At 72.0% G+C, this 24,514-nt stretch carries 22 protein-coding genes; 13 read left to right on the forward strand and 9 right to left on the reverse strand.

Translation table 11 applies throughout. The annotated features are described in order from the left end of the window. Positions 1 to 36: 36 nt before the first annotated feature. The 5 genes from ABD371_RS26110 to ABD371_RS26130 form a co-directional block, all read right to left on the reverse strand. Positions 37 to 1,389, reverse strand: a complete 1,353-nt coding sequence (locus tag ABD371_RS26110; RefSeq protein ID WP_344481545.1) for a M20/M25/M40 family metallo-hydrolase — start codon at positions 1,387 to 1,389, stop codon at positions 37 to 39. Next, positions 1,382 to 2,218, reverse strand: a complete 837-nt coding sequence (locus ABD371_RS26115) for a M55 family metallopeptidase (RefSeq protein WP_344481551.1) — start codon at positions 2,216 to 2,218, stop codon at positions 1,382 to 1,384. The genes ABD371_RS26110 and ABD371_RS26115 overlap by 8 nt, the downstream gene beginning before the upstream one ends. An 81-nt stretch (positions 2,219 to 2,299) precedes the next feature. Beyond that, a complete protein-coding gene (locus tag ABD371_RS26120; protein WP_344481558.1) occupies positions 2,300 to 3,052 on the reverse strand; it encodes a class I SAM-dependent methyltransferase in 753 nt (250 codons plus the stop codon). 124 nt (positions 3,053 to 3,176) lie between these two features. Continuing rightward, entirely contained in the window at positions 3,177 to 5,627 is a 2,451-nt protein-coding gene (locus ABD371_RS26125; protein WP_344481565.1) for a SpoIIE family protein phosphatase, read from the reverse strand. 178 nt (positions 5,628 to 5,805) lie between these two features. Beyond that, positions 5,806 to 6,267, reverse strand: a complete 462-nt coding sequence (locus ABD371_RS26130) for an SRPBCC family protein (protein WP_344481572.1) — start codon at positions 6,265 to 6,267, stop codon at positions 5,806 to 5,808. 118 nt (positions 6,268 to 6,385) lie between these two features. Here ABD371_RS26130 and ABD371_RS26135 point away from each other — a divergent pair, with 118 nt between their 5' ends. Beyond that, positions 6,386 to 6,796 (forward strand): RidA family protein, encoded by a 411-nt coding sequence (locus ABD371_RS26135; RefSeq protein WP_344481577.1) that lies wholly within the window; start codon positions 6,386 to 6,388, stop codon positions 6,794 to 6,796. A 19-nt stretch (positions 6,797 to 6,815) separates the two neighbouring features. Here the strand turns inward: ABD371_RS26135 and ABD371_RS26140 are convergent, their stop codons facing one another. Beyond that, entirely contained in the window at positions 6,816 to 8,018 is a 1,203-nt protein-coding gene (locus tag ABD371_RS26140) for a helix-turn-helix domain-containing protein (protein WP_344481581.1), read from the reverse strand. A 195-nt stretch (positions 8,019 to 8,213) separates the two neighbouring features. Between ABD371_RS26140 and ABD371_RS26145 the strand changes: the two genes are divergently transcribed. Next, on the forward strand, positions 8,214 to 8,831 hold the full coding sequence (locus tag ABD371_RS26145; protein WP_344481585.1) for a hypothetical protein: 618 nt from the start codon (positions 8,214 to 8,216) through the stop codon (positions 8,829 to 8,831). Between the two features lie 30 nt (positions 8,832 to 8,861). Here the strand turns inward: ABD371_RS26145 and ABD371_RS26150 are convergent, their stop codons facing one another. Then, positions 8,862 to 9,428, reverse strand: coding sequence for a HEAT repeat domain-containing protein (locus ABD371_RS26150; RefSeq protein ID WP_344481969.1), 567 nt, complete (start codon positions 9,426 to 9,428; stop codon positions 8,862 to 8,864). A 324-nt stretch (positions 9,429 to 9,752) separates the two neighbouring features. Here ABD371_RS26150 and ABD371_RS26155 point away from each other — a divergent pair, with 324 nt between their 5' ends. From ABD371_RS26155 to ABD371_RS26205, 11 genes are all read left to right on the forward strand, one after another. Further along, positions 9,753 to 11,534: a 3-hydroxyacyl-CoA dehydrogenase family protein gene (locus ABD371_RS26155; protein ID WP_344481589.1), complete on the forward strand. Its 1,782-nt coding sequence runs from the start codon at positions 9,753 to 9,755 to the stop codon at positions 11,532 to 11,534. Between the two features lie 131 nt (positions 11,535 to 11,665). Then, positions 11,666 to 12,520: a TetR family transcriptional regulator gene (locus tag ABD371_RS26160; protein ID WP_344481592.1), complete on the forward strand. Its 855-nt coding sequence runs from the start codon at positions 11,666 to 11,668 to the stop codon at positions 12,518 to 12,520. A 398-nt stretch (positions 12,521 to 12,918) separates the two neighbouring features. Beyond that, positions 12,919 to 14,265 (forward strand): crotonyl-CoA carboxylase/reductase, encoded by a 1,347-nt coding sequence (ccrA, locus tag ABD371_RS26165; RefSeq protein ID WP_190123431.1) that lies wholly within the window; start codon positions 12,919 to 12,921, stop codon positions 14,263 to 14,265. Positions 14,266 to 14,280: 15 nt separating this feature from the next. Then, positions 14,281 to 16,323 carry a protein meaA gene (locus tag ABD371_RS26170; protein ID WP_344481597.1) on the forward strand — a complete coding sequence of 681 codons (2,043 nt, stop codon included), beginning with the start codon at positions 14,281 to 14,283 and terminating at the stop codon, positions 16,321 to 16,323. Further along, positions 16,320 to 17,285, forward strand: a complete 966-nt coding sequence (locus ABD371_RS26175; RefSeq protein WP_344481600.1) for an HpcH/HpaI aldolase/citrate lyase family protein — start codon at positions 16,320 to 16,322, stop codon at positions 17,283 to 17,285. The genes ABD371_RS26170 and ABD371_RS26175 overlap by 4 nt, the downstream gene beginning before the upstream one ends. A 5-nt stretch (positions 17,286 to 17,290) precedes the next feature. Further along, on the forward strand, positions 17,291 to 17,824 hold the full coding sequence (locus tag ABD371_RS26180) for a MaoC family dehydratase (protein ID WP_344481602.1): 534 nt from the start codon (positions 17,291 to 17,293) through the stop codon (positions 17,822 to 17,824). Between the two features lie 2 nt (positions 17,825 to 17,826). Then, the gene (locus tag ABD371_RS26185) at positions 17,827 to 19,032 is read left to right on the forward strand and encodes an acyl-CoA dehydrogenase family protein (protein ID WP_344481604.1); all 1,206 of its coding nucleotides are present in this window, start codon (positions 17,827 to 17,829) and stop codon (positions 19,030 to 19,032) included. A 169-nt stretch (positions 19,033 to 19,201) separates the two neighbouring features. After that, the gene (locus ABD371_RS26190; protein ID WP_190123428.1) at positions 19,202 to 19,849 is read left to right on the forward strand and encodes a phosphatidylserine decarboxylase; all 648 of its coding nucleotides are present in this window, start codon (positions 19,202 to 19,204) and stop codon (positions 19,847 to 19,849) included. Beyond that, positions 19,836 to 20,696 carry a CDP-diacylglycerol--serine O-phosphatidyltransferase gene (gene pssA, locus ABD371_RS26195; RefSeq protein WP_344481606.1) on the forward strand — a complete coding sequence of 287 codons (861 nt, stop codon included), beginning with the start codon at positions 19,836 to 19,838 and terminating at the stop codon, positions 20,694 to 20,696. The genes ABD371_RS26190 and pssA overlap by 14 nt, the downstream gene beginning before the upstream one ends. A gap of 105 nt (positions 20,697 to 20,801) precedes the next feature. Beyond that, positions 20,802 to 21,872, forward strand: coding sequence for an ADP-ribosylglycohydrolase family protein (locus ABD371_RS26200; protein WP_344481608.1), 1,071 nt, complete (start codon positions 20,802 to 20,804; stop codon positions 21,870 to 21,872). Positions 21,873 to 21,913: 41 nt separating this feature from the next. Then, complete coding sequence (locus tag ABD371_RS26205; RefSeq protein ID WP_344481972.1) at positions 21,914 to 22,426, forward strand: NUDIX domain-containing protein; 513 nt, start codon at positions 21,914 to 21,916, stop codon at positions 22,424 to 22,426. 24 nt (positions 22,427 to 22,450) lie between these two features. Here the strand turns inward: ABD371_RS26205 and ABD371_RS26210 are convergent, their stop codons facing one another. Together ABD371_RS26210 and ABD371_RS26215 are read right to left on the reverse strand one after the other, a co-directional pair. After that, complete coding sequence (locus ABD371_RS26210; RefSeq protein ID WP_344481611.1) at positions 22,451 to 22,954, reverse strand: methylated-DNA--[protein]-cysteine S-methyltransferase; 504 nt, start codon at positions 22,952 to 22,954, stop codon at positions 22,451 to 22,453. A gap of 12 nt (positions 22,955 to 22,966) precedes the next feature. Beyond that, entirely contained in the window at positions 22,967 to 24,442 is a 1,476-nt protein-coding gene (locus ABD371_RS26215; RefSeq protein WP_344481614.1) for an AlkA N-terminal domain-containing protein, read from the reverse strand. Positions 24,443 to 24,514: the final 72 nt, after the last annotated feature.

The raw sequence follows: 24,514 nt of genomic DNA on the forward strand, positions 1-24,514 counted from the left end.
TGCTCCCTTGGATCGCCCGGGTCGCCCGGGTCACCGTCATGCCGAACGGAGGTAGTGGTCGAGCACCTCGACGCCGAAGTGCAGTGCCTCCACCGGGACCCGCTCGTCCACGCCGTGGAACATCGCGGCGTAGTCGTAGCCGACGGGCAGCTTCAGCGGGGTGAAGCCGTAGCCGGTGATGCCGAGGCGGGAGAACTGCTTGGCGTCGGTGCCGCCCGACATGCAGTACGGCACGACATGCCCGGCCGGGTCGAAGTGCTCGATCGCGGCGCGCAGCTTGGCGTAGGTGGGCGAGTCGACGGGGGCCTGGAGCGGCACCTCGCGGTGCTGGAACTCCCACTCCACATCGGGCCCGGTGAGCAGGTCCATGGTGGTGTGGAACTCGTCCTCCCCGCCGGGCACCATCCGTCCGTCGACATGGGCCGTGGCATGGCCGGGGATCACATTGATCTTGTACCCGGCGTCCAGCATCGTCGGGTTGGCGCTGTTGCGCAGGGTGGACTCCACCAGGGCGGCGGCCGGGCCGAGCTTGGCGACGAGCGCGTCGGCGTCGAAGTCCGCCGCGTGGACGTCGACCTCGATGCCGTGCAGGGCGGCCAGTTCGGCGAGGGCGGCGCGGGTGGTGGCGGTGAGCCGGATCGGCCACTGGTGGTCGCCGATGCGGGCGACGGCGGCGGCGAGCCTGCTGACCGCGTTGGCCCGGTTGACCTTGGAGCCGTGGCCCGCCTTTCCGCGGGCGGTGAGCCTGAGCCAGCCGGTGCCGCGTTCCCCGGCGGCGACGGGGTAGAGCGTCATGCCCCCGCCGGCGTGGAAGGAGAAGGCCCCGGACTCGCTGATGCCCTCGGTGCACCCCTCGAAGAGGCCGGGGTGCTGATCGGCGAGGAAGCCGGAGCCGTCCTCGGCGCTGGCCTCCTCGTCGGCGGTGAAGGCGATGACGATGTCCCGGCGCGGCCGTACGCCGGCGCGCGCCCAGGCCCGCACCACGGCGAGGATCATCGCGTCCATGTTCTTCATGTCGACCGCGCCCCGGCCCCAGACGACTCCGTCGCGGACCTCCCCGGAGAAGGGGTGCACGCTCCAGTCGGCGGGTTCGGCGGGCACCACGTCGAGATGGCCGTGGAGCAGCAGGGCGTCGGCCGAGGGGTCGGTGCCGGCGATCCGGGCGACCACATTGGTCCGTCCGGGGGTGCGCTCCAGCATCACGGGTTCGAGCCCGGCGGCGGCCAGGCGCTCGGCCGCGTACTCGGCGGCGGGCCGCTCCCGGCAGTCGCCGCCGCCCCGGTTGGTGGTGTCGATGCGGATCAGCTCGGAGGTGAAGTCGACCACCTCGTCCAGCGCGCGCCGGTCGACCGGGCTCGCTCCGTCGGCGGGGGTTCTCACATCAGCCATACTGCTCCTCCACTGCTGCCGAGACGATCGTGGTGACCGCCTTGAAGGTACGAATGGCTTCGTACATGGTCTCGCTGGTGTAGCCGGCCCGGCGCTCGCCGCCGCCGCGCGTCACCCCGGGTACGACGGTGGCGGCGGCCGCGAGATGCTCCGCGTCGAACTCCAGCTCCATCGCGAACGGCCCGCCGCGCACCGGCTCGTGCCGGACCGCGAGCGCGGCGGCCTCCTTGGCCGCCGCGCGGATGTCGGCGGCGGTACGGGTGGGGGTGCGGCAGACGGCCGCGTACCGGGAGACATGGTCCTTGACGGCGACCTTGCGGGAGTCCGGGGCGTATCCCCGGGCGTCCACGCAGGTCAGGTCGTCGCCGGTGACGAGCACGACGGGGACGCCGTACTCGGCGACCACATGGGCGTTGAGCAGCCCCTCGGAGGCGCGGACCCCGTTGAGCCAGACGCCGGTGAGCTGGTTGGCGAGATAGGTGTGGGCGAGGACGCCCTCGGCTCCCGCGCCGGTGTGGTAGCCGACGAAGGCGATGCCGTCGACGTCTCCGTGCTGGACGCCTTCCACCATGGAGAGCGACTTGTGCCGGCCGGTGAGCATCTGGACCCGCTCGTCGAGCCGCTCCAGCAGCAGATTGCGCATGCTCCAGTGGGCCTCGTTGACGAGGACCTCGTCCGCGCCCCCGTCGAAGAAGCCGAGCGCCGCCGCGTTGACGTCCGAGGTGAACATGGCCCGGCAGCGTTCCCACTGCGGATGGCCGGGCAGCACATCGGCCGGCCAGGTGACTCCGGTCGCGCCTTCCATGTCGGCGCTGATCAGGATCTTCATGATTCACCCTAACCCTCCCGGTTCAGCCGTCACCGGGGGGTCCGTCCTGTGCGGACGGTCCCCCTCCGGCCGACCGGCGGGTCAGTCGTCCCGGCCGACCACCAGCCACTTCGACGGCAGCTCGACCCGGGAGCCGTCGGGCTCGTACTCCGTGGTCGTCAGGGGCAGTTCCCCGGCGGCCAGCACGGTGAGTCCGGCGGCGGTGAAGTACCCGGGGACGTCGGCGTCGGAGACCGCGCCGGGGACGATCCCGTGCCGGAGCACGGGCCGGAGCTTGGGCGGCGGCCCCGCGGGCCGGCTCGCCAGTTCCGCGAGCCGCCGGCCGGCGGCCTCGGCCGGCTCGACGACGAAGGCCCGGCCCCGGGTGCCGACCAGCGCGGCCACCGACTCGGCGAGGGGCCGGCGGTCCTGCGGATCGGTCTGGTGGAGCACCCCGCGCACATAGACATTGCAGTCGCCGCCGAGATCCTCCCGGAGCCCGGCCACCATCGGGGCGTCGACCGCGTCCAGCCGGCGGAATCCGGGGCGGCCCGACAGGGCGTCCCCGTACCGCCGGGGCCTCTCCTGGCCGCGGGCCAGCTCGATCGCGGCGGCCGAGAGATCGACTCCCACCACCCGGGGGAAGCGGTCGGCGAGAAACCAGGTCTGGGTGCCGTTGCCGCAGCCCAGATCGACCAGGGGCAGTCCGGGGTGGTCCACATGGGGTTCGTACAGCGCCAGATGGAGCCCGGCGGTCAGCTCGGGCTCGGCGTCCCAGATGACCTCGCCGGGCGCGCCGGAGATCTCGCCCCAGAAACCGTCCCAGGCGGCGGCGTATTTTTTTGTCACGCTCATGACTAACTCTCCTATGATATGACACAGCGTCATGAGCGGTTTACCCCCGGACAGTTGACTCGGCAACCGGATCCTGAGCCTCTCTTCGGATCAGTCACCGCGGTCCGCCGGACGGGTCGGGACCTCAGGGCAGCGGCACCTCGAACCAGACGGTCTTGCCGTCGGCCGTACGGCTCGCGCCCCACTCCCGGGCCAGGGCGGCGACCACCCGGAGCCCTCGGCCCTCCTCGGCCGAGGAGGCGGCGGCGCGCAGGGCCGGGAGCGTGGGGTCCTCGTCCCGGACCTCGCACTGGAGCGAGCCGGTCAGCACCATCCGCAGCTCGGCGCGGCGGCCCCTGGCATGGCGCACGGCATTGGCGACGACCTCGCCCACCAGCTGTTCCACCGTCTCGGCCAGCGCGTCGAGCCCCCAGGCGCGCAGCTGCCCACGGGCGAGCCGGCGCGCCCTGGCCGCCTCGTCCGGCGCGAGCGACAGCTCCCAGGCGGCGACCGATCCGCCGGGGACGCCGTTGAGCCGGGCCATCAGCAGCGCGACGTCGTCCTTGCGCCCGCCCCGGGTGTTGAGCGCGCGGATGATGGTGTCGCAGGCGGCGTCCATGGAGGCCGCCGGGTGCGCGGCGGACTCGCAGAGCTTCGCCAGGCCCACCCCGATGTCCTCGCCGCGCACCTCCACCAGCCCGTCGGTGAACATCACCAGCCGGTCCCCGGGCGCCACCGGCACGGTCACGGCCTCGAAGGGGACGCCTCCGACGCCGATCGGGGCCCCGGTCGGCAGCCGGAGCAGCTCACTGCGGCCGTCGGCGGCACGGACCAGGACCGGCGGCACATGACCGGCGTTGGCCAGCGCCAGCTCGTGGCGGATGGGGTCGTAGACGGCGTACAGACAGGTGGCGAGGTAGTTCTCGCCGAGCCGCTGGGCGAGATCGTCCAGGCCGCGCAGCAGCTGGACCGGCGGGAGGTCGAGGGCGGCCATGGTCTGCACGGCGGTCCGCAGCTGGCCCATCATCGCGGCCGCGTTGAGGCCGTGGCCCATGACGTCGCCGACCACCAGCGCCACCCGGGAGCCGGGGAGTTTGACGGAGTCGAACCAGTCGCCGCCGACCCGGCCCAGCAGGGTGCCGGGGAGATAGCGGGTGGCCGTGTCGCAGGCGGCGGTCTTCGGGGTGATCTGCGGAAGCATCGAGTCCTGGAGGGTCTCGGCGACATTCTCCTGATACGTGTACATCCGGGCGTTGTCGATCACCAGCCCGGCGCGGGCCGCGAGTTCCGCGCCGGTGACCCGGTCCATGTCGTTGAAGACGGCGCGCTCGCCGTGGCGCAGCAGGATCATGAAGCCCAGGACGACGTCGCGCGCCTTCAGCGGGACCACCAGCATCGAGCGTCCGCTGATCAGGGGACGGATGTCGCGCTTCTCGAACTGCGAGGCGATGGCGGTGCCCATCCGCTCGCTGATCCGGGGCACCAGCACCGGATCACCGGTGGTCATGCACTGGAAGAAGGGCGTGTGCTCGGGGAAGGGCATGGACTCGCCGACCGGCACCACGTCGTCCCAGCGCCCCGGCTCGTCCACATGCTCGACGGCGACACGGTGCCACAGGGTGGTGGCGTCCGGCGGCCCGTCGGGGAAGCTCTCGCCGGCGACGACCTGCTCCCGCAGATAGGTGCCCGCGACATCGGTGAAGCGCGGCACGACGGCGGCGCTCACCTCCTGGATCGTCCGGGCGAGATCGAGCGAGGAGCCGATGCGCCCGCTCACCTCGTTCAGGAACTCCAGGCGCTCGCGCACCGCCGTGTACTCCAGGTCCCGCTCCAGATCCGCAGGGTCGACGGGCTCCCCGGACGCCGCCGCCACCCGGGCCGCGCGCCGGCGCTCGGCGCGCTCGGTGCGCCGGGCGACTCCCCAGTCGGGGGTGACCGGGACCCGTTCGTGGCGGCTCAGCTCCACCACCGGATAGCCGAGGTCGAGGATCTGGGAGACGGTACGGGTGGCCTCCTGGACGCTCATGCCGGGGAGGATCCCCGGCAGTCCGTCCGCGAGATCGTCGGAGCCGGGGAAGTCGGTGTGCAGCGCGAACCCGGGCGCGATCCGCCGTACGCCGCCACTGCTCCCGGCGTCCTCGCCCCCGGTGCTCCCGTCGCCGTCGCTCGGGCCGTCGTCGCTCGGGCCGGTGTCCGTGAACCGCGCGGCGTCCGCCGCCAGCACGATCAGCCGCTCGGGCCCGGGGCCGACCATGGGGTACGCCCACCAGAGGACGTCGATCCGCTCCCGCCCCGGCGCGGAGAGCCGGGCCCTGCCCGCCGTCGCGTAGGGGGTACGGCCGGTCAGCGGCGCGTCGAGGCCCGGGCCGCCGTCGTACGCCGCGTACTCGCCGTCCGCCGCCAGCGCTCCGCAGACCGGCAGCAGATCGAGCGCGGGCCTGCCCACCGCCTCCTCGCGGGCGGGCCCGAACAGCCTGCGCGCGCCGGTCGACCAGTGCGACACCAGACCGTCGCCGTCCACCACGACCACGGCCAGGGGGATCCGGCCCGGCACGGGGTACCGCTGTGGTCTTCTCGGCGGAACACCACGGTGCATGGGTGGGACGCTCCTTCCCCGCCGCCTGGGGTCCCCCGCGCCGGAGGCGGCGGGGGAGATGCGCGGCCTGGCGACCACGGTACGGCCCTGCGGAGTCCGCGCGCCGGGCAACGGCGAAATGGGTTGTGCGCCCGCGCACAACCCATGGCCCTCCGCTCCGGGTGCCCCTGCCCGGAGGCTAGGAGCCCTTGCCCGCCGACTTCTCGATCTCGGCGGCGAGGTTGGCGAGCACCGCGTCGTAGATCCGGGCGAGTCCCTTCGGGGCGAAGGTCCGCTCGAAGAAGCCGCCGATGCCGCCCGCGCCCTTCCAGACCGAGGTGACGACCGCCTTGGACCTGCCCTCACCGGCCGGGGTGACGGTCCAGGTGGTGACCATGGAGGAGTTGCGGTCCTTCTCGACCAGCTGGCCGTCGACGGGCTCGGTGACATCCAGCAGGCAGTCGCGGACCCGCTTGCTGGTGGCCTGGAGCTTCCAGTGGACGAGGGTGCCCTCGCCGTCGCCGCCCTCGCGCACCTCGTACTCGCTGAACTGGCCGGGAAGGATCGACGCGCGCGTGTTCGCGTAGTCGGCCAGTGTGTCGATCACGGTCTCCGCGTCCGCCGCGATGATCCGTTCAGTCGTGGCCTCGACCTGCGCCATAGCTGTTCCTCCAGCACTCGGTGTGTTCAGGGGTGCCGCGTGGGCCCGGCTTAGCCAACCACCTCGGGTGCGGGGGCCCAAATCCGGGGCCTCCCGCGATGTGAGCGATCATGAGCCCATGAGCACTCATCTCACTCGTGTCCAGGCCCCCGAGGGCCTCGCCCCCGGTACCGGGTACAGCCATGTCGTCTGGGGCTCCGGCCGGTTCGTCGCCGTCTCGGGGCAGTGCGCCTTCGACGAGGAGCGGCGCGTGGTGGGGGTGGGCGACCCCGGGGCCCAGGCGCGGCGCGTCTTCGAGAACATACGGCGGTGCCTGGAGAGCGCGGGGGCGACCTTCGAGGACGTGGTGAAGCTGACGTACTTCGTCACGGACATCGCCCATCTGGGCCCGGTGCGGACCGCGCGCGACGAGGTCTTCGACCCCGAGCGGCTGCCCGCGAGCTCGGCGGTCCAGGTCTCCGCGCTGATCCTGCCGGAGCTGCTGGTCGAGATCGAGGCGTACGCGATCGTCCCGGAGGACCGCGTCTGAGGACGGGTCCGAGGCCGGGTCAGGGGCTCTCCGGGGCGGCCCTGACCCAGCGGCGGGTGGTGCTGTCGTAGTCGTGCAGGGTCCCGTCCGCCCCACTGGTGCGGAAGGGCCGTCCGCCGTCGTCGATCCGGGTGGTGCCCGAGCGGTCGCCGCTGCTCCACTCCAGCTCCAGGTACCAGTCGCAGTCGCAGCGGGCCGCGGACCCGGAGACCAGCAGGATCTCCGGGTCCTTCGCGGAGACCCGGTAGGGGAAGGAGACGGCGGGGATCTCCGTGCCGGAGTCGTTGCCCGCGACCGGGCGGGCGATCGGACGGGGCCGGTCCAGATCGGCCTCGAACATCCGGGGGGTGAGGGAGCCGCCGCAGCCCATGTACATCCGGTAGGCGTTGCGCTGGACCGGGGCCCGCCGGGCGACCACCCGGACCCGCAGCGCCTGGAGCACCACGGCCTTCTCGGCCGTGCCCTGCACGGTGAGCTGGACGAGGGTCTCGCCGCCGTGCACCGCGCCGAGGGCGCCGGCCCACGGCCGGGCGTCGGACTCGGCGGGCGGGGGCGGCACGGCGGCGGGGGCGCGGCCGACGAGATAGGTGTGGTCGCAGCCGTACCGCCACCGGTGCGCATCGGTCTTCACGGTGAACGGGGGCGCTCCGCCGGGGTCCGCCGACGGGACGGCGGCGGTGCCGGGCTTCCCGGCGGCGGTCCGCCGCTCCTCGGGGTCCGGGTCGGGCGGCAGCGGCTCGTACGCGAGCAGCGTGAACAGGGCCGCCAGCGCGGTGGCCAGCGCGACGGCGGCAGCCCCGTACCACCGCCGCCGCCGGCGTGCCGTCCCCGGGACGGCGGCGTCCACGACGGGCGGGGCCTGCGTGGCGGGTTCACGTGAGGGTTCCGGTTCCGGTTCTCGTGCGGGTGCGGGTGCGGGTGCGGGTGCCGGTTCCGGCGCGGGTGCCGGTCCGGCCGGGGCGCGGCGACCGCGTTCGGCGTCGGCGAGCACCCACAGACGGTGCAGGGCGATGAGGTCCTCGCCCCGGCAGCCGCAGAGCCGGGCGAGGCGTTCGACGGGAGCGAACTCCATGGGCACCGAGTGGCCCGAGCAGTAGCGGTGCAGCGTCGACGCGCCGATCCCGACGCGGCGGGCCAGCGCGCCGTAGCTGCGGCCGGAGGCCTCCCGTATCCCGCTCAGCCTCCGCGCGAACGCCTCGGTGTCGGACTCCCTCGTACTCAACCGTCCCCAGCTCCCCGCCCGTTCCGGGGCGGCGTTCCACCCCTCCCGAACAACCCCACGTCAGCGGGGGTGGAATGGTTCCACCGTGCCACCCGCGGCCGTTTCCCTTGTCCCGGGCCGGGCGGACTCCCGAAGCTGTTGAGCGTTCGCAGGAACACGATCGAAGAGAACGAACCAGCAGGGGGAAGCACCACCATGAACCGATTCCACACCGCCGCCGTGACGGCCGCGACCGCGGCGCTGATCCTGACCCCGCTCTCCACCGCGACCGCCACTCCGGCCGAGGCCGCCGCGACCCCGGGGCCGAAGGCGAAGTTCCTCGCGGCGAAGGAGCTGCCCACCGCGCGCACCCCGTGGACGGCGGAGAAGGTGAAGCCGGGCAGGGCCGAGGACTTCTGTGTCGGCACGATCCTGCCGAAGTCGTCCAGCAGGCATCGCGCCTTCCACACCGAGATGGACACCTCGGCCAGGCAGACGATCACCGTCGCCGCGTCGGAGGCCAGGGCCAAGGCGCTGGTGACCAAGGTCCGCAAGGCGCTGGACGGCTGTCTGGCGGAGCTCAGGAAGGAGTACCCGGGGCTCAAGGGGAAGGGCGAGTACGAGGGGAAGATCTCCGTCGAGGAGGGCGCGCACGTCTACAGCATCGACACCGCCGACCCGAGGACCGGAGCGGACGATGTCGCGCTGTACTCGGTCGGCCGTGACGGCGGGACGGTCACCGTCGTCAGCTGGGGGCAGCTGGGCGATCTCAAGAAGTCGCAGCTGAAGGGCTTCCAGAAGACGGCCCGCACCTCGGTGGCCAAGCTGTACTGAGCCGGCCCGAGGAGGGGAACGGCGGCCCGCTCAGCCCAGCCGGGCGCGGGCCGCCTCCGCCGCCGCCGTGAGCCGGGGGTGGTCGCGGGCCGCCGAGAGCACACCCTCGGCCCGGCCGTCGCCGAGCGCCCCCAGCCCCTCCACGCACGCCAGCGCCACCCGCCAGTGCGGGTCCCCCGGAACGAGCCGGCGGCGCAGCACGGTGATCAGCGCGGGGGCGGACTCGGGGGCGCGCAGCCGGGTGAGCAGCCGGACGGGCACCAGGGCGTAGGCGACGCGCAGTTCATTGGTGGCGAGGGCGGCGGCGGCCCGGGCGGTGCGGGGGTCGGCCAGTTCGAACAGGGCGTGGGCCGCGGAGCCGCAGCGCTGGGGGTCGCGGTGGTTGAGCAGCAGGACCAGGGCTTCGAAGGCCCGGCGGTCGCCCGCGCGGCCGAGCCGGAAGGCGGCCAGCTCCCGGGCCCAGAGCGGGCACAGGGGGGCGGTGAGGGCGTCGGCGAGTTCCTCCCGGTCCGCCGTCGCCAGCAGTCGTTCGTACGCCGGGGAGCCCCCGGACTCCTGCCGCAGCCGCCGGGCCAGTGACCGTAACTCGCCGTCCATGTCCTTCATATCCTTCATGTCCTTCAGCGTAACGAGGCGAACGGGGCCCGGGCGGGCGGCGATTCAGATCACACCCGCACGGGTCTGGCGCGCTCGTTACCCGCCGGTTAACCTCACATGAGCGGGTTACCCCCGCATTTCTCGTACCTCCTCACGGCGGCCTGGTGACGCAGCCGCCGTGAGCGCGGTCGGTTCGGCGAACTGTTCGGCACGTGAGTCGGTCGCGTGCCGCGTACCGCTCACGGCGGCCCGGGACAGGGCCCGCCGGCCCTCGCCCCGTGCGGGCCTTCCCCTCTCAGTCGTCACTCACCCTGGAGTCCCCCGATGGAAACTCCTCTGCACACCATCGCCGTCGTCGGCCTCGGCACCATGGGCACGGGCGTCGCCGAAGTCCTCGCCCTCGCCGGGCGCGAGGTCGTCGGCGTCGACATCAGCGAGTCGGCGGCCCGGCGGGCCGTCCGTTCGCTGGAGGTCTCCACCGCGCGCGCCGTCGAGCGCGGGCGGATCAGCGGGGAGGAGCGGCGCGCCGCTCTCGCCCGGTTCCGTGCCTCCGGCGATCTGGGAACCGCCCGGGCCGCCGATCTGGTGGTGGAGACGGTCCCCGAGTCGTACGAGGTCAAGCAGCGGGTCCTGGCCGGGCTGGACGCCGTCGTGCGGCCCTCCGCGATCATCGCCACCGGGACCAACGCGCTGTCCGTGACCCGGCTGGCCGCCGGTTCGGCCCATCCGGAGCGGGTGCTCGGGATGCACTTCTTCAACCCGGCCCCGGTGATGCGGCTGGTGGAGGTGGCGTCCTCGGTGCTGACCGATCCGGCCGCCGTGGCCGCCGTCACCGCGCTCGCCCGCGAGCTGGGGAAGGAACCGGTGGCGGTGGGCGACCGGCCGGGGTTCGTCGCCGACGGGCTGCTGTTCGGCTATCTCAACCGGGCCGCCGCGATGTACGAGTCGAAGTACGCCTCCCGCGAGGACATCGACGCGGCGATGCGGCTGGGCTGCGGGCTGCCGATGGGGCCGCTCGCCCTGCTGGATCTGATCGGGATCGACACCGCGCGGACCGTGCTGGAGGCGATGCACGCCGAGTCCGGGGACCGGCTGCACGCACCGGCCCCGATCCTGGGCCAGCTGAGCGAGGCGGGTCTGACCGGCCGCAAGGCGGGGCGCGGCTTCTACTCCTACGCGGCGGCCGGCGCCCCGGCCGTGGTCGGCGACTCCCTCACCCCGCGCCCCACCCGGCGCGGGGGTTCGGGCCGTGAGGTCCGGTCCGTGGGGGTGGCCGGTTCGGGGACGATGGCGAGCGGCATCGCCGAGGTCTTCGCCGCGTCCGGGTACGAGGTGGTGATCGCGGCCCGTTCCCCGGAGAAGGCCGGGGCCGCCAAGGACCGGATCTCGGCCTCGCTCGCCCGCTCGGTGGACAAGGGGCGGACGACGGCGGAGGCGAGGCGGCTGACGCTGGACCGGATCACTCCGGCGGGCTCGCTCGACGCCTTCTTCGAGGTGGATCTCGCGCTGGAGGCGGTCGCGGAGGATCTGGCGGTCAAGCGGGAGCTGTTCGCCGCGCTGGACAAGGTCTGCAAGCGGGGCGCGGTGCTCGCCACCACCACCTCCTCGCTGCCGGTGGTGGCGTGCGCCCGCGCCACCGGGCGGCCACAGGACGTCGTCGGGATGCACTTCTTCAACCCGGCCCCGGCGATGCGGCTGGTGGAGGTCGTCCGCACGGTGCTGACCGGGGACGAGGTCCACGACACCGTGCGCTCGGTGGTCTCGTCCCTGAAGAAGCATCCGGTGGAGTGCGGGGACCGGGCCGGCTTCATCGTCAACGCGCTGCTCTTCCCCTATCTGAACAGCGCGGTCCGGATGGTCGGCGAGCACTACGCCTCGCTCGACGACGTGGACACGGCGATGCGGCTGGGCGGCGGCTATCCGATGGGGCCGTTCGAACTCCTCGACGCCGTCGGGCTCGATGTCTCGCTGGCGATCGAGCGGGCGCTGCACCGGGAGTTCCGCGATCCTGGGCTCGCGCCCGCGCCGCTGCTGGAGCGGCTGGTGGCGGCGGGCTGTCTCGGCCGGAAGACCGGCCGGGGCTTCCGCGCGTACGGCGGGCGCTGACCGCCCGCTCCGGCAGGGGGCGCCCTGCGCACCGGAAGACACCGGGAGCACCCCTGTGGAGGGGGTGCTTCCGGTCCGGCGCGGACCACCCGCGAGCGCGCTCTCCTGCGCGAATGCAGTACGTTCAGGTCATGCCGCAGCCCGCCAAGGCCATCCGCCCGAAGATCACCGCCGGCGCCCCCGGGAGCGCCGCGGGCGTCCGTGCCGCCGCGCAGCGGCTCAAGATGCGCCGCGAACTCGCGGCGGCGGCCATGGAGCTGTTCGCGACCAAGGGGTACGAGGCGACGACCGTGGACGAGATCGCGGCCACCGCCGGGGTCGCGCGGCGTACCTTCTTCCGTCACTTCCGCTCCAAGGAAGAGGCGATCTTCCCGGACCACGACGACACGCTGGTGCGCGCCGAGGCGGTGCTCAACGCGGCCCCGGCGCACGAGCCCCCGCTGGACACCGTGTGCCGGGGCATCAAGGAGGTCATGCGGATGTACGCGGCCTCCCCCTCGGTCTCGGTGGAGCGCTACCGGCTGACCCGTGAGGTGCCGACGCTGCGGGAGCGGGAGATCGCCTCGGTGGCGCGTTACGAGCGGCTGTTCACCCGTTATCTGCTGGGCCATTTCGACGAGCGCGACCACCACGACGGCAATGACGATCCGCTGCTGGCGGAGGTGGCCGCGTCCGCCGTGGTCACCGCGCACAACCATGTGCTGCGCCGCTGGCTGCGGGCGGGCGGCGAGGGCGATGTGGAGGCCCAGCTCGACCACGCCTTCGCGATCGTCCGGGACACCTTCGGCACCGGCATCGGCGCGGGCGGCCCCCGGCCGCCGGAGCAGGCCGAGAGCCGCGAGCCGGACGCTCCGGCGCTGGTGCGGGCCTCCGTGAACGGCGGGGACGGCGCGGACGAGGTGCTGGTGGCGGTGGCCCGTACGGACGCGCCGCTGGGCGAGGTGATGCGCACGATCGAGCGGGCGCTCAAGGACCGCCGGAGCTAGGCCGTCCCTTACGACCTAGGCCTCACGAAGAACGCACCCAGCCGTCACGGCCGTCCCCGGTGAGCCCCGGGGGCGGCCGTTCTCGCTCATGCGTGCCGCTCGGATGCCATATGAGATAAGCAATGGCACGCAGTGCCTTGCCAGTCGACACGCAGTGCCATACGTTGAAACCGTCCGGGCGGCCGGCACGGAGAACTCTCGTACGCCGGCTGTCCCCGGGGGCCATCGCGCCCACGCGCCCGGACGCCTGCGTCACAGGCTCCCCACCGCGCCCACCCGGCGCAGCTCACCCGCGTCACCCGCCGAACCGACGGCACACCTCCACAGCAGCAAGCCCGACCCTCACTCAGCACGGGGCGTCCCTCTGCGCCCCGACGCGCTTCGCCGGAGGCAACACCGTGAAGGAAATCCTGGACGCGATCCAATCGGCGGACAGCACCGCCGCCGACTTCGCCGCGCTGCCGGTCCCCGAGTCCTATCGCGCCGTCACCGTCCACAAGGACGAGGCCGCGATGTTCGAAGGGCTGGAGAGCCGGGAGAAGGACCCGCGCGAGTCCCTGCACATCGAGGACGTCGCCGTGCCCGAACTCGGCCCCGGCGAGGCGCTGGTGGCCGTCATGGCCAGCTCCGTCAACTACAACTCGGTCTGGACCTCGATCTTCGAGCCGCTGCCCACCTTCGGCTTCCTGGAGCGCTACGGCAGGCTCTCCGAGCTGGCCCGGCGGCACGATCTCCCGTACCACGTCATCGGCTCCGACCTGGCGGGCGTGGTGCTGCGCACCGGCCCCGGGGTCAACGCCTGGCGGCCCGGCGACGAGGTCGTCGCCCACTGTCTCTCGGTCGAGCTGGAATCCTCCGACGGGCACAACGACACCATGCTCGACCCCGAGCAGCGGATCTGGGGCTTCGAGACCAACTTCGGCGGGCTCGCCGAACTCGCCCTGGTCAAGTCCAATCAGCTGATGCCCAAGCCGGACCATCTGAGCTGGGAGGAGGCGGCGGCCCCCGGCCTGGTGAACTCCACCGCCTACCGCCAGCTCGTCTCGCGCAACGGCGCGGGGATGAAACAGGGCGACAATGTGCTCATCTGGGGTGCGAGCGGCGGACTCGGCTCCTACGCGACCCAGTTCGCGCTGGCCGGCGGGGCCAATCCGATCTGTGTCGTCTCCAGCGAGCGCAAGGCGTCGGTCTGCCGGGCGATGGGGGCCGAGGCGGTCATCGACCGGGGCGCGGAGGGATACCGGTTCTGGAAGGACGAGCGGACCCAGGACCCGCGCGAGTGGAAGCGGTTCGGCGAGCACATCCGCGAGCTGACCGGCGGGGAGGACGTGGACATCGTCTTCGAGCACCCCGGCCGGGAGACCTTCGGCGCGTCCGTCTACGTCACCCGCAAGGGCGGCACCGTCGTGACCTGCGCCTCCACCTCGGGCTACACCCATGAGTACGACAACCGCTATCTCTGGATGTCACTGAAGCGGATCATCGGCTCCCACTTCGCCAACTACCGCGAGGCCTGGGAGGCCAACCGGCTGGTCGCCAAGGGGAAGATCCACCCCACCCTCTCCCGGGTCTATCCGCTGGAGCGGACCGGCCAGGCCGCGTACGACGTCCACCGCAATGTCCACCAGGGCAAGGTCGGCGTGCTCGCGCTGGCCCCCCGCGAGGGCCTCGGGGTCCGCGATCCCGAGACCCGCGCGCGCCATCTCGACTCCATCAATCTCTTCCGCGCCGACCATGACGCCTGAGGGGCCGCACCGACCATGACAGAGCGCCAGAAGGACCGGCCGTGGCTGATGCGGACCTATGCCGGCCACTCGACCGCCGACGCCTCCAACGAGCTGTACCGCCGCAATCTCGCCAAGGGGCAGACCGGGCTCTCGGTCGCCTTCGACCTGCCCACCCAGACGGGGTACGACCCCGATCACCTCCTCGCCCGGGGCGAGGTCGGCCGGGTCGGCGTCCCCGTCGCCCATCTCGGCGACATGCGGCGGCTCTTCCGGGACATCCCGCTGGACCGGATGAACACCTCGATGACGATCAACGCCACCGCGATGTGGCTGCTGGCGCTCTACCAGGTCGTCGCCGAGGAGCAGGGCGCGGACCCCGCCGCGCTCCAGGGCACCACCCAGAACGACATCGTCAAGGAGTATCTGTCGCGCGGGACGCATGTCTTCCCGCCCGGCCCCTCCCTGCGGCTGACCACCGACATGATCGCCTACACCGTCGACCGGATCCCCCGCTGGAACCCGATCAACATCTGCAGCTACCACCTCCAGGAGGCCGGGGCCACCCCGGTCCAGGAGATCTCGTACGCCATGTCCACCGCGATCGCCGTGCTCGACGCGGTGTTCGCCTCGGGCCAGGTGCCGGAGGAACGCCGGGGCGAGGTGGTCGGCCGGATCTCGTTCTTCGTGAACGCCGGCGTCCGCTTCATCGAGGAGATGTGCAAGATGCGGGCGTTCTCCCGGATCTGGGACCGTGTCACCCGTGAGCGGTACGGGGTCGAGGACGCCCGGCAGCGCCGCTTCCGCTACGGCGTCCAGGTCAACTCCCTCGGGCTGACGGAGGCGCAGCCGGAGAACAACGTCCAGCGGATCGTGCTGGAGATGCTGGCGGTCACCCTCTCCAAGGACGCCCGCGCCCGCGCCGTGCAACTGCCTGCCTGGAACGAGGCGCTGGGGCTGCCGCGCCCCTGGGACCAGCAGTGGTCGCTGCGGATCCAGCAGGTGCTGGCCCATGAGTCGGACCTGCTGGAGTACGAGGACATCTTCGCGGGCTCCCACGTCGTCGAGGCCAAGGTGGCCTCGCTGGAGACCGAGTGCCTCGCGGAGATCGAGCGGATCGACGCGATGGGCGGCGCGATGGCGGCCGTGGAGTCCGGCTATCTCAAGTCGCGGCTGGTCTCCTCGCACGCCGAGCGGCGGGCCCGGATCGAGAGCGGCGAGGAGAAGATCGTCGGCGTCAATGTCTTCGAGGCGACCGAGCGGAGCCCGCTCACGGCGGACCTCGGCGCGGCGGTCATGACGGTCGACCCGGCGAACGAGGCCACGGTGGTGGCCGCGCTCCACGAGTGGCGGGAGCGGCGCGACGGCGTCCGGGCGGCCGGCGCGCTCACCGCGCTGCGGAAGGCGGCGGAGGGCACCGGGAATCTGATGGCCGCCACCGTGGAGTGCGCGCGGGCCGGGGTGACCACCGGGGAGTGGTCCTGGGCGCTGCGCGAGGTGTTCGGCGAGTTCCGGGCCCCGACCGGGGTCTCGGGGGCTCCGCTCACGGTCGCCGCCGAGGCCGGCACCCCGCTGGCCCGGGTCCGGTCGACGGCCGCCAGGACCGCCGCCGAACTGGGCTGCGGGCGGCTGCGGCTGCTGGTGGGCAAGCCGGGGCTCGACGGGCACTCCAACGGCGCGGAGCAGATAGCGGTGCGCGCCCGGGACGCCGGGTTCGAGGTGGTCTATCAGGGCATCCGGCTCACTCCCGAGCAGATCGTGTCCGCCGCGCTCGCGGAGGACGTGCACTGTGTGGGGCTCTCGATCCTCTCCGGCTCGCACACCGCGCTGGTGCCCGAGGTGCTGGAGCGGCTGCGCGCGGCGGGCGCGAACCCCTCCGCCCCCGGCGGCACCGGCGACACCCCCATTCCGGTGATCGTCGGCGGGATCATCCCCCCGGCGGACGGGGACCTGCTGCGGGCGGCCGGGGTGGCCGCCGTCTTCACCCCGAAGGACTTCGGCATCACGGAGATCATCGGCCGTATCGTCGACGAGATCCGGAAAGCCAACCATCTCGACCCTCTGGAGGTCCCCGTATGACCCGGCCCGTGAACCGTCCGCGCCCGCGCCGCTCCTGCCTGGCGGTCCCCGGCTCCAACCCCCGCTTCCTGGAGAAGGCCCAGGGGCTCGCCGCCGACCAGGTCTTCCTGGATCTGGAGGACGCCTGCGCCCCGCTCGCCAAGCCGGACGCCCGGCACACCATCGTGAAGTTCCTCAACGAGGGCGACTGGACCGGCAAGACCCGGGTCGTCCGGGTCAACGACTGGACCACCGAGTGGACCTACCGCGATGTGGTGACGGTGGTGGAGGGGGCCGGCCAGAATCTGGACTGTGTGATGCTGCCGAAGGTCCAGGACGCCCAGCAGATCGTGGCGCTGGATCTGCTGCTGACCCAGATCGAGAAGGCGATGGGCTTCGAGGTGGGCCGCATCGGCATCGAGGCGCAGATCGAGAACGCGCGGGGGCTGGTGAACGTCGACGCCATCGCCGGGGCCTCCCCCCGGCTGGAGACGATCGTCTTCGGCCCGGCCGACTTCATGGCGTCCATCAATATGAAGTCGCTGGTGGTGGGCGAGCAGCCGCCCGGCTATCCGGCGGACGCCTACCACTACATCCTGATGCGGATTCTGATGGCCGCCCGGATGCACGATCTCCAGGCGATCGACGGCCCCTATCTCCAGATCAGGAATGTCGACGGCTTCCGGGAGGTCGCCGGGCGGGCGGCCGCGCTGGGCTACGACGGCAAGTGGGTGCTGCACCCGGGGCAGGTGGAGGCCGCCAATGAGGTGTTCTCGCCCTCGCAGGAGGACTTCGACCACGCCGAGCTGATTCTCGACGCGTACGACCACCACACCTCGGAGGCGGGCGGACGGAAGGGCTCGGCGATGCTCGGCGACGAGATGATCGACGAGGCGAGCCGGAAGATGGCGCTGGTCGTCTCGGGCAAGGGCCGCGCGGCCGGAATGGTCCGCACCTCCTCCTTCACGGCCCCGGAGGTGTGAGCGCCATGCGGTTCGGCCGTACCTACGAGGAGTTCGCCGTCGGGGACGTCTACAAGCACTGGCCGGGGAAGACGGTCACCGAGTACGACGACCATCTCTTCTGTCTGCTGACGATGAACCACCATCCGCTCCATCTCGACGCCCACTACGCCGGGACCAGCACCGACTTCGGGCGGAACGTCGTGGTCGGAAACTATGTGTACTCGCTGCTGCTGGGGATGTCGGTGCCCGACGTCTCCGGGAAGGCGATCGCCAATCTGGAGGTCGAATCGCTGCGGCACCTCGCACCGACCTTCCACGGCGACACCGTCTACGGCGAGAGCACCGTGCTGGACAAGACCCCGTCACGGTCCAGGTCCGACCGGGGGATCGTGACGGTCGAGACCCGGGGGCACAAGCAGGACGGGACGCTGGTCTGCGTCTTCCGGCGCAAGGTGATGGTGCCGACCGAGGCGTACGTCGAGGAGCGCGGCGGCGAGCAGCCCGGCCGCCCGGAGCCGAGGACCCCCTCGGCCGGGGAAGCGAAGAGGGAGGGGTGACGATGGCGCGACTCGCCCAGACCGAGGGGCTGACCGACGTCCAGCGGGAGATCCTGGCCACGGTCCGGGAATTCGTCGACAAGGAGATCATTCCGGTCGCGACCGAGCTGGAGCACCGGGACGAGTATCCGACCCGGATAGTGGAGGGGCTGAGGGAACTCGGCGTATTCGGGCTGATGATTCCGGAGGAGTACGGGGGGCTCGGCGAGTCGCTGCTGACCTACGCCCTGTGCGTCGAGGAGATCGCCCGGGGATGGATGTCCGTCTCGGGCATCATCAACACCCATTTCATCGTCGCGTACATGATCAAGCAGCACGGCACCCGGGAGCAGCGGGAGACCTTTCTGCCGAGGATGGCGCTGGGCGAGGTGCGGGGCGCGTTCTCGATGTCGGAGCCGGGACTCGGCTCGGACGTGTCCGCGATCACATCCAGGGCGGTGCGCGACGGCGACGGCCATCTGCTGCACGGCCAGAAGATGTGGCTCACCAACGGCGGAACCTCGAATCTGGTGGCCGTTCTGGTGCGAAGTGACGAAGGACACCCCGAGGGGACGGCTCCCCACCGGTCGATGACGACCTTCCTGATCGAGAAGGAGCCGGGATTCGGTGAGGTCCGTCCGGGGCTCACCATCCCGGGGAAGATCGACAAGATGGGTTACAAGGGTGTCGACACCACCGAAATGATCATGGACGGGGTGCGCATTCCGGAGAATCGGGTGCTCGGCGGGGTCACCGGCCGAGGTTTTTACCAAATGATGGACGGCGTCGAGGTGGGCCGGGTCAATGTGGCCGCGCGTGGCTGCGGCGTCGCGCAGCGTGCTTTCGAGCTGGGAGTCTCCTATGCCCAGCAACGCCACACTTTCGGTCGCGCCATAGCCCACCACCAGGCCATTCAGTTCAAGCTGGCCGAAATGGCCACCAAGGTCGAGGCCGCCCATGCGATGATGGTGAAGGCTGCACGCAAAAAGGACTCCGGGGAACGAAACGACCTGGAGGCAGGGATGGCGAAGTACCTCGCCTCCGAGTACTGCAAGGAAGTCGTCGAGGACGCCTTCCGCATCCACGGCGGCTACGGCTTCTCCAAGGAGTACGAGATCGAGCGCCTCTACCGGGAGGCCCCGATGCTGCTGATCGGTGAAGGTACCGCCGAGATCCAGAAAATGATCATCGGCCGGCGTTTGCTGGAGGAGTACCGAATCGAGGGTTGATTGTCTTGTTTGGGGTGCTTTCTCCGCGAAGAAGATCACATCTCGTCATTCGCTTCCGGCCGCCGACTCGGTTCCTGGCTTTCCCAGTTGCGGCTCCCACCCGATAGCATCGACGGAAAGCCGCAGTACCCGTCAACCAGTGCGGCATCGTCCGCCACGAAGGTCATCCATGCCCCACAGCCAAACCTCTGCACCTCGCGGCCGTGTCCGCCTCGCGCGCGGAGCATCGCCGTGGCTCCTGCCGACCGTCGCCACCGCCGCCCTCAGCCTGGCCCGGGCGCGCAGCTCCCGGGCGGCCGCGGTCATCGCCGTGCCCACCACCGCGCTCGCGGCGGGCATGCTGTGGTTCTTCCGCGACCCCGAGCGCGAGATCACCCAGGGAAGGGTCATCTCGCCCGCCGACGGAGTGGTGCAGAGCATCATGCCGTGGAAGGACGGGCGCACCCGCGTCGCGATCTTCATGAGCCCGCTGAACGTCCATGTCAACCGCGCCCCGCTGGCGGGCACCGTGACATCGGTCGAGCACGTCCCCGGCGGCTTCGTGCCGGCGTTCAACAAGGAGAGCGAGAACAACGAGCGCGTTGTCTGGCACTTCGACACCGAGCTCGGTGACATCGAGATGGTGCAGATCGCGGGCGCCGTCGCCCGGCGCATCGTCCCGTACGTGCCCCAGGGCACGAAGGTCGAGCAGGGGGATCGGATCGGTCTGATCCGCTTCGGTTCGCGCGTCGACATCTATCTGCCGGAAGGTGTCGAGGTCGCGGTCGAGGTCGGTCAGACCACGACCGCGGGGGTGACTCGCATTGACCGTGATTGATCCTGAGACACAGGCGGGCTGGGTCGCCGAGGCCACCGCGGAGGCCGAGGAAGAAGCGGAGGAGATGCCTCTCTCTCTGCGGCTGTCGATAGCGGACACGCTCACCCTCGGCAACGCGACCTGTGGATTCATGGCGGTGTACTTCACCACCACCGGAATCCTCATTCCGCATCTGGAGGGCAGCCAGGAGTCCGGCATGGCGCGGCACAGCGCCGCGACCGCCGTCATCCTGATGCTGCTCGCGGCGATCTTCGACCTCTTCGACGGGCTGGTGGCGCGCAAGCTCCGCAGCTCGCCGATGGGCGCGGAGCTGGACAATCTCTCCGATCTGATCAGCTTCGGCCTCGCGCCGGCGTACTTCGTGCTCGTCTACGGCATGGTCACGGCGGACGCGGTGGAACAGGTGTCGGCCCTGGCCGCCATCGTGGTGCTGCTGGCGGTGGTGCTGCGGCTCGCGAGATTCTCCTGTGTGACGATGAAGGACGGCATGTTCCAGGGCATGCCGAGCCCCTTCGGCGCGCTCACGATCGTCTCGATCGTGCTGCTGGAGCTGCCCTTCGTACCGACTCTCCTGGCGATCATCGGCACGGCATGGCTGATGGTGAGCCGGGTCGAGTACCCGAAGCCGCGGGGCATCCTCGCGGTCGCGATGCTCGGCTGGATCGTCTCCGCGATGGGCCTGCTGGCGGCCTGGGCGTTCGACGCCCCCAACGGGCAGCTGCTGCTCCAGACCGGCTGTGCGCTCCAGGTGGTGCTGGGCGCGGTGATCCCGCTCTTCGCCACCGCACGGCGCGTGAACACGTTCCGTGACAATCGCCGTGAGGCACGGGCGGCACAGCTTCCCTGAGCCTCACCCCTTGTTTCACCCCTTCGAGGGCCCGGACGCCGGTCGCGTCCGGGCCCTCGTCGTGTTCCCGGAGGAGGGGCGCTCCGTCCGGGGTACACCAGAGACATGGGTCTACATCACTCGGAGCTGACCGACCGGATCCTCGGCGGCTGGCAGGGCAGGGTCGCGGGCAACATGCTCGGCAAGCCCGTGGAGCGCGGCGGGTACTGGACACGGGAGCGCATCGACCGCTATCTGCGCCGTACGGGAGCGCTCCCGCTCACCGACTATCTGCCCGCTCCCCCGCCCGACGCCCAGCCCGGCGAGTTCGAGCTGCGCCCGGAGTGGCCCCAGTGCGTACGCGGCCGGATCAACGGGAGCTGCCGCGACGACGACGTCGACTACGCGATCCTGGGGCTGCATCTGCTGGAGGCCCACGGCTTCGCCTTCACCACCGAGCAGGTGGGCGAGATGTGGCTGCGGCGGCTGCCGTACCTCCAGACGTTCACCGCCGAGCGGGCGGCCTACCGCAATCTCGCGAACGGGCTGAAGCCGCCGCGCACCGCGACGTACGACAATCCCTACCAGGAGTGGATCGGCGCGCTGATCCGCGCCGATGTCTTCGGCTGGACCTCGCCCGGCGATCCGCACCGCGCCGCCCTGCTGGCCCGCCGGGACGCCGTCCTCTCCCACCAGGGCAGCGGCGTCCACGGCGCGATGTGGGCGGCCGCGCTGATCGCCGCCGCGTTCACCGCCGACGGCCCCCGGCAGGCGATCGACACCGCCCTGGAGCACATCCCCGCGAGCGGCCGGCTCGCCCGTACCGTCCGCCACACGACGGCGCTGCACGAGTCGGGGACGGACTGGTCGGGGACGCTGGACGAGCTGGAGTCCCGCACCGGCTCGCTCCACTGGATCCACACCGTGCCCAATGCCGCCGTCATCACCGCGGGGCTGCTCTACGGCGCGGGCGACTTCACCCGCACCATCGCCCTGACCGTCCGGGGCGGCCTGGACACCGACTCCAACGGCGCGACCGCCGGCTCGGTCGCGGGGGTGCTGTACGGCGCGCGCGCCATCCCCGCCGTCTGGACCGATCCGCTCCACGACCGGGTGCGCAGCGCGGTCTTCGGCTTCGACGGCGCGCGCATCAGCGAGCTCGCCGCGCGCACGGTCCGCCTGGCCGCGATGTCCTGAGGACCCGCACGGCGGCCAGGGCCTAGTCTGCCGGTGTGACCATGGACTACACGGCGTACATCGCCTCCCTGCCCAAGATCCTCGCGAGTGCCTCGACCGTCCTGCGGGACCGGGACGGTCGGATTCTGCTGGTGGAGCCGAACTACCGGGACGGCTGGACGCTGCCCGGCGGGACCGTCGAGTCGGACGCCGGGGAGACGCCCCGGGAGGCGGCCCGGCGGGAGACGCTGGAGGAGATCGGGCTGGATGTGGAGCCGGGGGCGCTGCTGGCGGTGGACTGGACGCGCGGCGACCTCAGGCCGCCGATCACGCTCCATCTGTACGACGGCGGGGTGCTGACCGACGAGCGGCTGGGGGCGATCCGGCTCCAGGAGGAGGAGCTGCTGTCCTGGCGGCTGGTCGCCCGTGAGGAGCTGTACGAGCTGCTCCCGGGGCGCTTCGGCGACCGGCTCAACGCGGCGCTGGATGCGCTGGCCGCCGGGGCGGGACCGGTGGAGCTGGTGGACGGGCGGCCGGTGGGCTCGGGGGCGGCGAAGGCTCTGGACCGGGGCTGACTCCCCCGTACCCCGGTCGCAGTCTTAGAAGAGGGCGTCCTCCGGTTCGGCGGAGGCGCCGGATTCGAAGGTGAGCAGGCGCTGTTTGCGGGTGAGGCCTCCCCCGTACCCGATCAGGCTGCCCGTGGAGCCGATCACCCGGTGGCAGGGGACGATGATCGACACGGGGTTCTTGCCGTTGGCCAGGCCCACCGCGCGGGAGGCGTTGGGGTTGCCGAGTTCCTCGGCCAGCTCTCCGTAGGTGCGGGTCTCCCCGTAGGGGATGGCGAGGAGCCGCTCCCAGACGCCGCGCTGGAAGGGGGTGCCCGCCAGTCGCAGGGGGAGGTCGAACTCGGTCAGCTCGCGGGCGAAGTACGCGTCGAGCTGGCGGACCGTCTCGCCGAAGGGGGCGCTGTCGCGCTCGCCGAAGGTCTCCTCGTCCGGGCGGTGGCGCTGGTCGGTCATGTACAGCCCGCTGAGGACCCCGTCGGTGGCCACGAGGGTGAGCGGGCCGTAGGGGCTGTCGAGGACCGTGTGCTGCCTGATCATGGTGGTGTTTCCTCAGTCCGGGAGGTGGTTGATCGGGTGGGTGTCGGTGGCCCAGAGGTACTGGACCGCGTAGGCCCGCCAGGGCCGCCAGGCCGCCGCGTGCGCGGTGAGGGCGGCCGGGGTGGCCGGGAGTCCGAGGCCGGCCGCCGCGCGGCGGATGCCGAGGTCGGTGGGGAGGAAGGCGTCGGGGTCGCCGAGGGCGCGCATCGCGATCACTTCGACGGTCCAGGGTCCGAAGCCGGGCAGCGCGGCGAGCCGGTCGCGGGACTCCTCCCAGTCGCTGTCGGTGCCGAGCTTCAGCGCCCCGTCGGCGAGCGCCGTCACCAGGGTGGTGAGCGTGGTGCGGCGGCTGCGGGGCAGGGCGAGGGAGTCGGGGTCCAGCCCGGCGAGCGCCTCGGCGGAGGGGAAGAGATGGGTGAGACCGCCCTCGGTGTCCTCGACCGGTTCGCCGTGGGCCCGGACCAGCCGGGCCGCGTGGGTGCGGGCGGCGGCGGTGGAGACCTGCTGGCCGAGCACCGCGCGTACGGCGAACTCGGCCGCGTCCACGGTGCGCGGCACTCTGCGGCCGGGCGCGGCGTCCACCAGCGGGCGCAGGAGCGGGTCGCCGCGGAGCCGGTCGTCGATGGCGACGGGGTCGGCGTCCAGGTCGAGGAGGCGGCGGCACCGGCTGATCGCGATGGTGAGGTCGCGCGGGTCGGTGAGGGCGAGCCGGCAGGCGATGTGCCCGGTGGCCGGGGCGAGGGAGACGACGCCGTGTCCGTACGGCAGCCGCAGGGTGCGCCGGTAGGAGCCGTCGCGCCACTCCTCGACGCCGGGGACTCCGGTGGCGGCGAGATGGCCGAAGAGATTGCTCGGGTTGAGCGGCTCGCGGTACGGGAGTCTCAGCGCGATCACCCCGGGGGTCGGCGACGGCCGGACGCCGCCGCGCGCGGCGCGGGCGCGCAGCTCCACCGGGGAGAGCGCGAAGACCTCGCGGACGGTGTCGTTGAAGGTGCGCACGGAGGAGAAGCCGGCGGCGAAGGCGATCTCCGCCATGGGGAGGGCGGTGGTCTCGATGAGCAGCCGCGCGGTCTGCGCGCGCTGGGCGCGGGCCAGGGCGAGCGGGCCCGCGCCCAGTTCGGCGCGGAGCTGGCGCTCGATCTGCCGGGTGGAGTAGCCGAGGCGGGCGGCGAGGCCCGGCACGCCCTCGCGGTCCACGACTCCGTCGCCGATCAGCCGCATGGCGCGGGCCACGGCGTCCGCCCGGGCGTTCCACTCGGGCGATCCGGGGCTGGTGTCGGGGCGGCAGCGCTTGCAGGCCCGGAAGCCGGCCTGCTGGCAGGCGGCGGCGCTCGGGTAGAAGGTCATGTTCTGGGGTTTGGGGGGAACGACCGGGCAGCTGGGGCGGCAGTAGATGCCCGTGGTCAGTACGGCGGTGAAGAACCAGCCGTCGAATCGGGCGTCCTTGGACTGGACGGCGCGTACACAGCGCTCGGTGTCGGCGTGCATAGGTCAAGCATCGGGCATCGCATCGGGCGATGCTGGCGAGAAAACGACATCAGCCTTTCGCCGCCGGGGCCG

Source organism: Streptomyces amakusaensis, assembly GCF_039532665.1.
Taxonomy (GTDB): domain Bacteria; phylum Actinomycetota; class Actinomycetes; order Streptomycetales; family Streptomycetaceae; genus Streptomyces; species Streptomyces amakusaensis.

What these genes read in the sequence shown, in the direction of transcription:
- ABD371_RS26110 (WP_344481545.1), bottom strand. Translation starts at nt 1,389, where the DNA reads ATGGCTGATGTGAGAACCCCCGCCGACGGAGCGAGCCCGGTCGACCGG.
- ABD371_RS26115 (WP_344481551.1), bottom strand. Translation starts at nt 2,218, where the DNA reads ATGAAGATCCTGATCAGCGCCGACATGGAAGGCGCGACCGGAGTCACC.
- ABD371_RS26120 (WP_344481558.1), bottom strand. Translation starts at nt 3,052, where the DNA reads ATGAGCGTGACAAAAAAATACGCCGCCGCCTGGGACGGTTTCTGGGGC.
- ABD371_RS26125 (WP_344481565.1), bottom strand. Translation starts at nt 5,627, where the DNA reads ATGCACCGTGGTGTTCCGCCGAGAAGACCACAGCGGTACCCCGTGCCG.
- ABD371_RS26130 (WP_344481572.1), bottom strand. Translation starts at nt 6,267, where the DNA reads ATGGCGCAGGTCGAGGCCACGACTGAACGGATCATCGCGGCGGACGCG.
- ABD371_RS26135 (WP_344481577.1), top strand. Translation starts at nt 6,386, where the DNA reads ATGAGCACTCATCTCACTCGTGTCCAGGCCCCCGAGGGCCTCGCCCCC.
- ABD371_RS26145 (WP_344481585.1), top strand. Translation starts at nt 8,214, where the DNA reads ATGAACCGATTCCACACCGCCGCCGTGACGGCCGCGACCGCGGCGCTG.
- ABD371_RS26150 (WP_344481969.1), bottom strand. Translation starts at nt 9,428, where the DNA reads ATGGACGGCGAGTTACGGTCACTGGCCCGGCGGCTGCGGCAGGAGTCC.
- ABD371_RS26155 (WP_344481589.1), top strand. Translation starts at nt 9,753, where the DNA reads ATGGAAACTCCTCTGCACACCATCGCCGTCGTCGGCCTCGGCACCATG.
- ABD371_RS26160 (WP_344481592.1), top strand. Translation starts at nt 11,666, where the DNA reads ATGCCGCAGCCCGCCAAGGCCATCCGCCCGAAGATCACCGCCGGCGCC.
- ABD371_RS26170 (WP_344481597.1), top strand. Translation starts at nt 14,281, where the DNA reads ATGACAGAGCGCCAGAAGGACCGGCCGTGGCTGATGCGGACCTATGCC.
- ABD371_RS26175 (WP_344481600.1), top strand. Translation starts at nt 16,320, where the DNA reads ATGACCCGGCCCGTGAACCGTCCGCGCCCGCGCCGCTCCTGCCTGGCG.
- ABD371_RS26180 (WP_344481602.1), top strand. Translation starts at nt 17,291, where the DNA reads ATGCGGTTCGGCCGTACCTACGAGGAGTTCGCCGTCGGGGACGTCTAC.
- ABD371_RS26185 (WP_344481604.1), top strand. Translation starts at nt 17,827, where the DNA reads ATGGCGCGACTCGCCCAGACCGAGGGGCTGACCGACGTCCAGCGGGAG.
- ABD371_RS26190 (WP_190123428.1), top strand. Translation starts at nt 19,202, where the DNA reads ATGCCCCACAGCCAAACCTCTGCACCTCGCGGCCGTGTCCGCCTCGCG.
- ABD371_RS26200 (WP_344481608.1), top strand. Translation starts at nt 20,802, where the DNA reads ATGGGTCTACATCACTCGGAGCTGACCGACCGGATCCTCGGCGGCTGG.
- ABD371_RS26205 (WP_344481972.1), top strand. Translation starts at nt 21,914, where the DNA reads ATGGACTACACGGCGTACATCGCCTCCCTGCCCAAGATCCTCGCGAGT.
- ABD371_RS26210 (WP_344481611.1), bottom strand. Translation starts at nt 22,954, where the DNA reads ATGATCAGGCAGCACACGGTCCTCGACAGCCCCTACGGCCCGCTCACC.
- ABD371_RS26215 (WP_344481614.1), bottom strand. Translation starts at nt 24,442, where the DNA reads ATGCACGCCGACACCGAGCGCTGTGTACGCGCCGTCCAGTCCAAGGAC.